The following is a 10,166-nucleotide window of genomic DNA, read 5'->3' on the forward strand; positions in this document are numbered from 1 at the left end:
GCGGCAGCATCGCGGGCCCCATGGCGTTGAGGGTGCCCTGATCGAGGTCCCGGGTGAGAAAGAGCGCCAAGGCCGCAAGAGCGATCAGCAGGATGCCGCCCGCCATGCCCTGCGGGGCGCGAATGTGGGATGCGCCAGCGGCCGGGGAGTGTTTGTCGAAGCTTCCGTGCACTTGGAATTTCCTTAAATTTCAAAGGTGAGGCCAGCTTCTCATGGTCCTCTGTTCGTAGTCTTGAGAGTTCCGCTCTGGGTTTGAGGAGGGGCTACCAAATTCAACTCCAGCGGAGCGAATAAGCAATGGTCAAGCCACTCTAGTCGGGTATGTCCCCCCGAGGGAACGGGTAACGGTCTTAGCGGCTGCAATGAGTAGCTTGCCCATGCTCGCGATTGTGGTTTTGGTGAAGCGTTCCTTAGGGCCAGAGAGGGAAAGAGCACCTTTCACTTGGCTCTGTGGCCCAAACACGGGACAGGCCATTCCGGCGCAACTCGGATCGCGCTCGCCGATAGAGACAACAACGATAGCCTGCCGAGCTTCATCAAATGCTGGACCTGGCTCTCCATCAAAGGCAAGCAGGACACGTCCTGCCGCCCCTCGTCGCAACGGTAAGACGCTACCAGCTTGAACCCTGTCGAGCGTTGGATGACGCGAGTCTATGCGGAAAAGGCACAATCGCGTGTCGGCGTCCTGACGAACGTGAAACGATGCACTCTCAGTACCCTGACGAACCAAATCCTCCAGGATCGGTAGGACGTGGTCACGAAGCGGGTTGGCTCGTTCGTAAGCAAGCCCAAGACGGAATGCTGTCGGCCCAAGGCTGTATCGCCCGTCGCGTAAGCGAAGGACATAGCCTGCATGATGCAGTGACGTCAGCAGGCGCAAGATCGTGCTCTTGTAAAGCCCAGTCTGGCGCGAGAGATCTGCAAGCGTTTGAGGCTCGGTATGGACCTCGAGAGCAGCAACGAGCGACAATGCCCGATCTACCGCGGCAACGCCCGCCGACTCACTGAGATCATTGGAATCCATCAAGCTACAGCTCCTTCGCGCACCAACCGTCCGGACACTAGACAGGTATATCGATCAGCTTGCTGACCACCGGCCAGTACTGTTTTCCATAGCCTTTCCGCACAGTTTCATTCAAGAGCTCCTGCGCCACCTCGGCGGCACTCATTTTAATCCCTGCCTCGCGTGCTAGGTCGAAGGCATAGCCGAGATCTTTGAGAGCATACTCTGTTGAGAAGGCCTGCTCCGGAAAGACACCAGGGAGGACCGCCTTCATGCCATGATTGCGCAGCGCGAAGCTGTCGGCGGAGCCCTTGGCCAGGGTTTCGAAAAGGACGGTTCCATCCACTCCGGTGCGTCGCGCCACGGTGATTGCTTCTGAGAGCGCGACGACGGTCTCGATCAGGACCATGTTGTTCAAGATCTTGACAACCTGACCTGCCCCGACGGCCCCACAATGGGTGATGTCGGAACCAATGCACGAGAGAAGCGGGTGCAGCGCCTCGTAGGTCGCCTCATCGGCCCCCACCATGATGCTCAGCGTTCCCTCCTCTGCGGCTTGCCGGGTCCGGGCGATAGGCGCATCTGCGAAGATTGCCCCCCTCTCGCCAAAGGCCTGAGCCAGCTCGCGGGCGAGCTTCGCCGGGGAGGTACCGAGATCAACGACGATCTGCCCCGCCCGTGCATGAGCTAGCAATCCATCTGGCCCATTGCAGATCGTCTCGACGTGATGCCCGCTCGGCAGTGCCAGGAAGATCGCGTCACAAGCCTTCGCCACCGCCTCTACGCCGGATGCAGCGTCAACACCATGCTGTCCCAGACGCTCGAGCGGCGCGTGTGCCCGGTCGTAGGCCAGAACCGGCAGGCCGCTCTTTTGTACGAGATTGCGGCACATCGGTTCGCCCATCACTCCCAGACCGACGAACCCGATTCTAGTGAATGCTTTCATTATCAGCTCGTTTTTGGTGTCGTTGCTGCTTTGCTCAGTTCGCTGAGAGACCATCGTCCAATCCCCAGTAGAGGCTCTTCGCAATCTGATAGAGACGCATTCCCTGGAGACCCTTCTCCCGCCCTATTCCGCTGTCCTTGAAACCACCGAACGGGGTTGAAATGCTCAGTTGCTTGTACGTGTTGATCCACACAGTTCCGGCCTCGATGGCCCGTGCAACTCTCCATGCGCGGCTGTAATCCGCAGTCCAGATCCCGCAGGCCAATCCATAGGCGCTGTCGTTCGCCTGCGAAATCAGGTCTGCTTCATCATTAAAGGTGAGAACACACAGAACTGGGCCAAAAATCTCCTGCTGGCACACACGAGACTTATTGCTTAGACCATCTATGATAGTCGGCAGATAGTAGGCGCCTTTCTCAAGAGCCGCGCTCGTAGGCCGCTCACCCCCGACAAGGATCATACCCCCGTCCTTCCTGGCGTCCTCCACAAAACGCTCGACGTTTTCCCGATGCGGGAACGAGGCCAGAGGACCCATTTGGGACTCGGGCGCGGTGGGCAGGCCGACACGCAGATCCGCTGCCTTCTTCACCAAGCGCTCGAGGAACGCCTCGCGAATGCTGCGCTGGACGAACAACCGGGAACCGGCCACACAGGACTGACCGCTCCCCTCAAAAATTCCTTCGATCACGCCCTTCGCGGCTTTGTCGAGGTCGGCATCGGCAAAGACGATGTTAGGAGACTTGCCACCGAGTTCGAGGGCGGCGGGGATCATCCTCTCGGCTGCAACCCGGCCAATCGCCCGTCCAGTTTCCGTTCCGCCCGTGAAGGAGACCATGCGGACACCCGGATGCTTTACCAGAGCAGCACCAATGTCCCCTCGACCGCAGACGACGTTGAGAATCCCGGGCGGTAATCCCGCCTCAAGAGCGATCTTTGCAACCTCGATTGCTACGGTCGGAGTCACCTCAGACGGCTTTACGATAACGGCGTTGCCGGCGGCAATGGCGGGTGCGATCTTCTGCGCCTCCATGGTGAGCGGCGAGTTCCACGGCGTGATCGCAGCCACGACGCCGACAGGTTCATGCAATGTCATGGACACGTAGGAGCCGCGAGGGGGCGTCAAGTCAGCCCCAACGGTCTCGCATACGGCCGAATAATAGCGGAAAGTGGCAATTGCACTGTTGGCCTGGGCAATGCATTCCGCGAGCACTTTGCCGTTCTCGCGCATTTGCACCTCGGCCAAGTAATTCCGTTTCTCGTCCATGATGTCGGCGATGCGGGCCAGGATTCTTGCCCGCTGATGCGGAAGTAAGTTCAACCATGCCTTGTCGCGCATGGCCTTGTGTGCAGCCTCCACGGCGCCATCTACATCACTAGGCCCTGCGGAACTGACTTCGTAGTTCATCTCACCGGTTGCGGGATTTGTCGACGTGATGGCGTCTGCTCCTCCCTGAACCCACGTGTCTCCGATTAGAAACGGGATTGTATTCATGCCGTTTTCTTTCATTTGCTCTTACTCGGCCTTCGGCCAACACAGCCGCCACCGGTATGCCTGCGTCCAAATTGTTCAGGAGAGCATGGCGGGTCAGGCAGGTAAAGTGCCGCCTGCCCGCCATGCTTCCATTCATTCCGGCTTCTGGCTTTAGGACTTTTTCAGACCGGTCTCGGCAATGATGCGGCCCCACAATTCGATTTGGGTTTGGACGTACCCGCCGAGTTCGTCTGGTGTGCTTGGGTCCGGCTCCAAGGCGACGAGGTTGAAGAATGCGTCGGCCTCGGGTCCTTTCAACGCTTCGAGGAACGCATGGTTGAGCTTCTCGACGATGGCAGGAGGCGTTCCTGCAGGTGCGAAGAGTCCGCTCCATGCGGCGAACTGGTAATCGGAAATCCCGGCCTCCGCGATGGTTGGGACCGTAGGCAGGGTAGGAACACGGGCTGCCGTCGTGACACCAAGGGCTCTCAACTTCTTCGCCTCGACGAATTCTCTCGTGACGGCGACATCTGTTACGATGAAATCGATGCGGCCCGCCAAGAGGTCTGTGATTGCCGCTGGTGTCCCCCTATAGGGTACATTGAGAGCGTCAATCCCTGTCATAGTTTTGATCAATTGCGCAGCAGCGAGACTACCGGTGTTGCCACTTCCATAGGAGAGCTTGCCCGGGTTCCGTTTCGCGTGCTGGATGAACTCCTGAAGGCTCTGCGCGGGAAAATCGGAATTGACAACGAGCACCAGAGGATTGCGGGTGAGCCGTGCAACGGGAACGAAGTCGCTGACCGGGTCATAAGGCAGTTTACTATGCAGATGCACATTCGCCGAATGGGTCGAGTTTGTTGCAAGGAGCAATGTGTAGCCATCAGGCGCGGCACGGGCCACTCCGGTGGCGGCAACGCTTCCATCCGCGCCGGCCTTGTTTTCGATGACCACTTGCTGGCCGAGGATCTTCGAAACCCGCTCTCCCAGGAAGCGTGCTTCTGAATCCGTCGCGCTCCCGGCAGGGAACGGAACGACGAGATTGATGACGCGTGACGGGTAATCTTGTGCGGAAGCTGGGCCTACCGCTGTCAAGTGTATGGCTAATAGGCATGTTGCCAAGCCGATGCTGCAATTTGCGAACGCAGCTGTTCGCCGGGCGGCAACTAAGCAGGTTTCAGCGAAATTGGTAAGGCTCAACACGGGCATCCTCCAGTCTGTGTATTTCGTCATAGGTATGTTTGACAGCTTATGTTCTGCTGTGCAGAACGCTTGTTCTGTTTATTGAGGTGCTTAACAGTTGGTGGGGGCTTTGTCTACACAGAGACGAGTCAAACTCGCCTCACGCCGATGCTGTCACATTAACCCGGGCATGAGTGCGAGCGGTGTAGACGGGCCGGCATGAGCAAGCCCGTTAGCTACAAGAGGTGTTGTCACATTAACTGACAGCGGGCGCACTGAGGCAAATGCGGTTAGCTGACGGGCTCACGCAAGGCCGGCTGCAGACTTCCACGCCGCCATGACATTGAGGCGGTGAAGGTGGGCGGCAAGGGCAGAGTGGCGGGAACGGGGCGGAACGAAGAGATTGCCGATGGCAGAGAACACACTGACAAATCTCTGTAGGCCTTCCGGTGATCGGAACCCCCTGCATGGCCCGCTCACGGTTTCGCAGTGGGAGATGCGAGTTCTCCGTCCGGTTATTCAGACCCTTATGCGAGCGATGCTCAACTGCCGGCATGATCTGGCGCCGGGCGGCAGCATAGAAGCCCAGCTTGTCCGTGATCATTCGCCAGGGCGGGCAGACCTGTTTCTTCAACAGACGCTTCAGCAAGTGTCTGGCCGCTTTGGTATCGCGCCGCGTCTGGACGATTTCGTGGAGGACATAGCCATCCTGATCGACGGCTCTGCCAAAGCCAGTGCTATTGGCCGGCAATGGTAATCACGACCTCGTCAACATGCCGAATGTCGCGCCGGCTCGGCCTCTTGCGTTTCAGGCAGCGGGCGTAATCCGGCCCGAACTTCAGCGCCCAGCGCCGGACAGTCTCATAGGAAACGAGGATCCCGCACTCGAGCAGCATCTCCTCAACCAGCCGCAGGCTCAATGGGAACCGGAAATAGAGCCATACCGTGTGGGCGATGATCTCGGGCGGAAAGCGGTAGCGTTTGTAGCCGACGGGCTTGATCATGCCGGCCCATCTACACGCCTCGCTCACACATTCGGGCTAATGTGACAACACCGGCGGCAGACCATCGTCAACAACGAGGCCGCCGATATCGTGCGCATGCTCAACTCAGGCTTCGGCGATCTGGCCGACGACACGATTGACCTCTACCCGAAGGATCTGCGGGCAGGGATTAATGCGCTGAGCGGCAGAATCTATCGCGGCTCAACAACGGCGTTTCTCGCGCCGGCTTCGCCACCACGCATGAGGCCTACGAGGAAGCGTTCGGAGAGGTGTTCGGCATGTTCGACGAGTTGGAGGAGCGGCTCGACGGCAAGCCGTTCCTGTTCGGCGACCGCCTTATCGAAACCGACATTCGCCTGTTCGTTACGCTGGTCCGGTTCGATGCGGCTTATCATGGCCTGTTCAAGTGCAACCTGCGCCGGATTGCCGACTACCCGAACATCGGTGCACATCTGGAGCGGATGCTCGCCATCCCTGGCGTAGCGGGCACCGTCAATATCAAGCGCGGCTACTACTCGATCAGGAGCCTGAACCCGACCCGGATCGTACCTCTGGGTCCGGCGCTGGGCTTTGACCACCTTCTTGCCGATCCGGAGAAGAAGAGGGTCTGACGCCAGCCAAGCGGGCCTGCCCCGCAAAGGGCTGACAACCACCTCACCGCAAAAGGAGTTGTCATGAGGGCTCAACCAAGGCGTAGCCGAGCAGGCTCTGCCAAACCAAGGAGCATGCCATGACCACGTTCAAAGTCGGCTATCTGATCGGCAGCCTTGCCAAGGAATCGATCAACCGCAGGCTCGCCCAGGCGCTGATCCGTTTGGCCCCGGATCACCTCACCTTCACCGAAATCCCGATCAAGGACCTGCCGCTCTACAGCTACGACTACGATGCAGATTACCCGCCGGTGGCGAAAGCGTTCAAGGACGCCATCGCATCGGTGGATGCAGTGCTGTTCGTGACGCCCGAGTACAACCGCTCGATCCCAGGCGCTCTGAAGAACGCCATCGATTGAGCCAGCTGGCCCTATGACCAGAACGCGCTCACGCGCCAAGCCGTCGGCGGTGATCGGCACCTCGCCGGGCGCCATCGACACCGCCGTGGGGCAACAGCATCTGCGCAGCGTGCTCGGGTTCTGCAACTCGCCGCAGATGAACGCGCCAGAGGCCTACATCTAGTTCACGCCCGGGCTGATCACCGACGAGGGCGCGGTGACCAACGAGTCCACGCGCGAGTTCCTGAGGAGCTACATGGCTGCGTTCCATCAGTTCATCGTACGGGTCTACACCGCCCTGCCACGAGACGCCTGAGGTATCCCGGCATGGTCGGTCACTCTGGTCGGGCGCGCCGCCATTGAAGGTAGGACATGACTGTCCGCCCCGCCGACTGGATCGGGGCGGCGGTGCTCAGGCACAGCGCGTCGCCATCAAGTTCAACACCGCGCGGCTGCGTCTACCCCGTCCAGTTCGGGAAGAATGAGACGACCATTGAGTGGGTGAGCATCTGCGCCTCCTCGTCGACGTGGAACGGTCCCGAATAGGCAATGTAGGAGGACACTGCCTCCTGATACTTCTCCGGCGTGCCGTCGATCCAGTCCCCTCTTCCGAAGGGTGTTCGGCCTGCCCGCATCAACTGCGCCGACATGGGGCCGTCCGGCATGTACATGATGATGCCCGTTGCACCCTCGCTGAGCGGATGCACGGGATCCGATCCATCCACCGGCATCTCGACGTAGGACTCCAGCGTCTACGCGCCGATCAAGCGCTCACGGAGACCTTGTTTCATCGTTGTCACCTCAGGGCCGCTGCATGTCATTGTCGATGGGCAGGATCTGACCCAGGATCGACTTGCCCGCATCCGAGGCGATAAACACGGCCAAGGCCGCGGTGTCGCGACGATCAACCAACGCCTTGATCGGCTGGTTCGCCATCGCCTCCTGCCTCACCTGCTCGACGGTGCGCCCGCTCACCTGCGCCCGGCCCTCAAACACCTTCTGGATCCGCAGGCCGTCGACTGCACCAAGCAGCATGGCGTTGACCCGGATTCCGTGTTCACCCAGTTCCGTTGGACAGGATCTTGGTGAAGCCGATCAGGCCCCACTTGCTCGTCGCGTAGGGACTGCGGTTCGGATAGCCGAAGCGCCCGGCAGCTGAGGACATGTTGATGATGGAGCCGCCTCCGGTGCGGATGAGATGGGGAATGGCCAGCCGGGTGACATGGAAGGTGCCGGTCAGGTTGACCTGAAGCACCTTCTCCCGTGTGTCGGGGTCGAGTTCGGCAACCGGCGCGGTCGGGCCGGCAATGTCGGCGTTGTTGATCAGCACGTCAATGCCGCCCAGCGCCTGCGCCGCGTCCGCCACCATGCGCTCGATCTACTCGCGTTTGGAGACGTCGCAGGCCCCGGTGGCCAAGCCGAAGATCTCGTTGGCCAGCTTGTCCAGGCCGGCGGCGTCGATGTCGCAGACAAACACCTTGGCACTATTGGCGGCAAAGGCCCGTGCCATCTCGCGGCCGATGCCGCATGCCCCGGCAGTGATCAGAACCCGCTGCGCCATGGCCATCTCCTCCTCCTGCTCCAACGCAGGAGGGCCGATCTCGGTTGTGGGCGGCTCTGCGGAACCAGGACCTCCTCGAGGATGACGCCGAGCAGATGGGACTGGCCAACTGCTCCAACCCGCACCAAGTGGAGCAGCAGTGCCCAATCTCTTGAAGGGAGCTGTCGCGTGAAGATAAGCAAGCTGACGCCCAACATCTCGGTCGCCCATCAACTGACGGAACAGGATCTTACAGATGCTGCTGCGGCGGGCTTCCGGTCTGTCATCAACAACCGCCCCGACGGCGAGGCGCCGGACCAACCCCGCGGCCAGGAGCTTGCGGCGGCTGCGGAGCGCCTGGGTCTCTCGTACTGGCACATCCCGGTGGTTTCAGGCCAGGTGTCGGACGATCAGGTTGAAGCGTTCAGGGCGGCTCTGTCGAAGGCCGAGAAGCCGGCCTTGGCCTTCTGCCGCAGCGGCACGCGCTCGGCGACCCTGTGGGCGCTGGCCGCCAGTGACCGCCTGTCACCGAATGAGATCCTGCAAACGGCGTCGGAGGCCGGCTACAACCTGGAGGCCTTGCGGCCGCAGCTGGAGGCCGCCTCCGGACTGCACTCGCCCGAAACCTGATGAGCAGCCTCGGTGGGCAAACCCGCGGCGCACCAAATGCGCAGGGCACCATGGGAGGAGCGCTATGCAGAGCACCGAGTCGAAGCCCGACGACCTTGATCCCGTGGACAAGGCCAGCCTGGAGTCGTTCCCGACCAGCGATCCGCCGGCCCGTTTCGGGACGGGTTCCGGTCCCGTCGATGTCTCGGCCCGTCGGGAGTGTGCCAGTTGGGCTTGGGCGGTCTAGAACCAAGCGCGGGAGGAGGCCTCCCGCATTTGGCCCCGGAAAGGTCCCGAGCCTGACGCCTGATGGTTGCGGCCTCCCTTACGGGACCGACAGATGGAACCTAAAGGATGCCGGGCGGGCAGGACGGCGTCATCGTTGGAGCCAAGCGAGCCTGGCAGTGTTGAGCCTGATCCCAAGCTGAAGGAATGACCATGAGAAAACCCTGATCGCGATGCTGACCGTGGGCGGGCTCGCCACCCCCGCTCTGGGGCAAGCTCAAGCTCCCCAGACCTTCGAAGGACCGGTGCTGGGGGCAAAGGGCAACACCATCGGCACAATCACCATCCGCGGCGGCGCACACGGATTGCTGGGTCGGGTGAGCATCAATGCCGGCGGCCTGGCTCCGGAATGGCACGGCATCCACTTCCATCAGGTCAGGGACTGTTCCGACTCAGGAAAGTTCGAGCGGTCGAAAGGGCATGTGAACCCCAACGGTCGGCAACATGGTCTTCTCAATCCCGAGGGCCCAGACGCGGGCGACCCGCCCAACATCTATGCCGATGAGGAGAGCATGAGGTTCTGTGGATGTCCAGTGCGAGGGGCCTTTCAGAAGGTCGCGGCAACTCCGATCATCAACATTACATCATATCGATAGACATCGCTGCCCCACTAATCTTTATGGCTCCCACGTGGAAGCTCGACCAATAGGCGAAATCGCTGGCCAGAGCGCATAGGAACAGAGGGAACGGAAAGACGAGCAGGCTAGCGTGGAGGGGATGGAGCGGCCTCAGTGGACCTGAGCTGAATAGGGCAACCACAGCGTCTCCTCCCGTTTCCCGGACCTGACGGCGTGACATGCGCCCGGCATAGTGACGATGGGTCAATGTATCAGTGATCCGTAAGGTTCGAAAACAATCCAAGTCCTGTTGGCTGCTTCCATATGACCATTTCCTGCTCTAATGGCCGGCATCGACGATGCGGGGCAGGGTCTCGAACTGGTGGTATGGAGGCGGAGACGACAGGGTCCATTCCAGCGTCGTCGCACCTTCGCCCCACGGATTATCGCCCGCGTGCTCCTTGCGCCGGAAGGCATCGATCACGCCGCCGATGAACACGAACAATCCGACGAAGAAGATGTAGGCGCCCATCGAGGACACCAGGTTCCAGCCCGCAAACGCATCGGGGTAATCCGCATAG

The 10,166-nt window shown here is 60.6% G+C and carries 8 protein-coding genes and 5 pseudogenes; 4 read left to right on the forward strand and 9 right to left on the reverse strand.

Annotated features, from left to right (window positions below):
* Window positions 1-301: 301 nt before the first annotated feature.
* The 5 genes and pseudogenes from ACS5Q0_RS26840 to ACS5Q0_RS26860 form a co-directional block, all read right to left on the reverse strand.
* Window positions 302-1,024: an IclR family transcriptional regulator gene (locus ACS5Q0_RS26840; RefSeq protein ID WP_473129699.1), complete on the reverse strand. Its 723-nt coding sequence runs from the start codon at window positions 1,022-1,024 to the stop codon at window positions 302-304.
* A 37-nt stretch (window positions 1,025-1,061) separates the two neighbouring features.
* Entirely contained in the window at window positions 1,062-2,003 is a 942-nt protein-coding gene (locus ACS5Q0_RS26845; protein ID WP_473129693.1) for an NAD(P)-dependent oxidoreductase, read from the reverse strand.
* On the reverse strand, window positions 1,984-3,456 hold the full coding sequence (locus ACS5Q0_RS26850; protein WP_473129694.1) for an aldehyde dehydrogenase: 1,473 nt from the start codon (window positions 3,454-3,456) through the stop codon (window positions 1,984-1,986). Before ACS5Q0_RS26850 ends, ACS5Q0_RS26845 begins: the two co-directional genes overlap by 20 nt.
* 135 nt (window positions 3,457-3,591) lie before the next feature.
* Window positions 3,592-4,623 (reverse strand): Bug family tripartite tricarboxylate transporter substrate binding protein, encoded by a 1,032-nt coding sequence (locus ACS5Q0_RS26855; RefSeq protein ID WP_473129695.1) that lies wholly within the window; start codon window positions 4,621-4,623, stop codon window positions 3,592-3,594.
* 282 nt (window positions 4,624-4,905) lie between these two features.
* Window positions 4,906-5,606: pseudogene (locus tag ACS5Q0_RS26860) on the reverse strand (IS6 family transposase).
* Between the two features lie 51 nt (window positions 5,607-5,657).
* On the opposite strand from ACS5Q0_RS26860, the pseudogene ACS5Q0_RS26865 reads away from it, so the two are divergent.
* Both ACS5Q0_RS26865 and ACS5Q0_RS26870 read left to right on the forward strand, forming a co-directional pair.
* Window positions 5,658-6,217: pseudogene (locus tag ACS5Q0_RS26865) on the forward strand (glutathione S-transferase C-terminal domain-containing protein); the annotation flags it as partial.
* Window positions 6,218-6,336: 119 nt separating this feature from the next.
* Window positions 6,337-6,910: pseudogene (locus tag ACS5Q0_RS26870) on the forward strand (NADPH-dependent FMN reductase).
* Between the two features lie 142 nt (window positions 6,911-7,052).
* Here the strand turns inward: ACS5Q0_RS26870 and ACS5Q0_RS26875 are convergent.
* The 3 genes and pseudogenes from ACS5Q0_RS26875 to ACS5Q0_RS26885 form a co-directional block, all read right to left on the reverse strand.
* Window positions 7,053-7,343, reverse strand: a complete 291-nt coding sequence (locus ACS5Q0_RS26875) for a lipocalin-like domain-containing protein (RefSeq protein WP_473129700.1) — start codon at window positions 7,341-7,343, stop codon at window positions 7,053-7,055.
* A 52-nt stretch (window positions 7,344-7,395) separates the two neighbouring features.
* Window positions 7,396-7,629 (reverse strand): hypothetical protein, encoded by a 234-nt coding sequence (locus tag ACS5Q0_RS26880; protein ID WP_473129696.1) that lies wholly within the window; start codon window positions 7,627-7,629, stop codon window positions 7,396-7,398.
* A gap of 22 nt (window positions 7,630-7,651) precedes the next feature.
* A pseudogene (locus ACS5Q0_RS26885) lies at window positions 7,652-8,365 on the reverse strand (SDR family NAD(P)-dependent oxidoreductase).
* On the opposite strand from ACS5Q0_RS26885, the gene ACS5Q0_RS26890 reads away from it, so the two are divergent.
* Together ACS5Q0_RS26890 and ACS5Q0_RS26895 are read left to right on the forward strand one after the other, a co-directional pair.
* A complete protein-coding gene (locus ACS5Q0_RS26890) occupies window positions 8,324-8,764 on the forward strand; it encodes a protein tyrosine phosphatase family protein (RefSeq protein ID WP_473129697.1) in 441 nt (146 codons plus the stop codon). The pseudogene ACS5Q0_RS26885 and the gene ACS5Q0_RS26890 sit on opposite strands and share 42 nt — an antisense overlap.
* A gap of 437 nt (window positions 8,765-9,201) precedes the next feature.
* A complete protein-coding gene (locus ACS5Q0_RS26895) occupies window positions 9,202-9,624 on the forward strand; it encodes a superoxide dismutase family protein (RefSeq protein WP_473129698.1) in 423 nt (140 codons plus the stop codon).
* Between the two features lie 301 nt (window positions 9,625-9,925).
* On the opposite strand, the pseudogene ACS5Q0_RS26900 reads toward ACS5Q0_RS26895, so the two are convergent.
* Window positions 9,926-10,166, reverse strand: a pseudogene (locus ACS5Q0_RS26900) (cytochrome c oxidase subunit I); the annotation flags it as partial.

Source organism: Microvirga sp. HS2 (assembly GCF_055792805.1).

Coding starts and splice junctions, on each gene's coding strand:
- ACS5Q0_RS26840 (WP_473129699.1), bottom strand. CDS start 1,024: ATGGATTCCAATGATCTCAGTGAGTCGGCGGGCGTTGCCGCGGTAGAT.
- ACS5Q0_RS26850 (WP_473129694.1), bottom strand. CDS start 3,456: ATGAAAGAAAACGGCATGAATACAATCCCGTTTCTAATCGGAGACACG.
- ACS5Q0_RS26880 (WP_473129696.1), bottom strand. CDS start 7,629: ATGCTGCTTGGTGCAGTCGACGGCCTGCGGATCCAGAAGGTGTTTGAG.
- ACS5Q0_RS26845 (WP_473129693.1), bottom strand. CDS start 2,003: ATGGTCTCTCAGCGAACTGAGCAAAGCAGCAACGACACCAAAAACGAG.
- ACS5Q0_RS26895 (WP_473129698.1), top strand. CDS start 9,202: ATGCTGACCGTGGGCGGGCTCGCCACCCCCGCTCTGGGGCAAGCTCAA.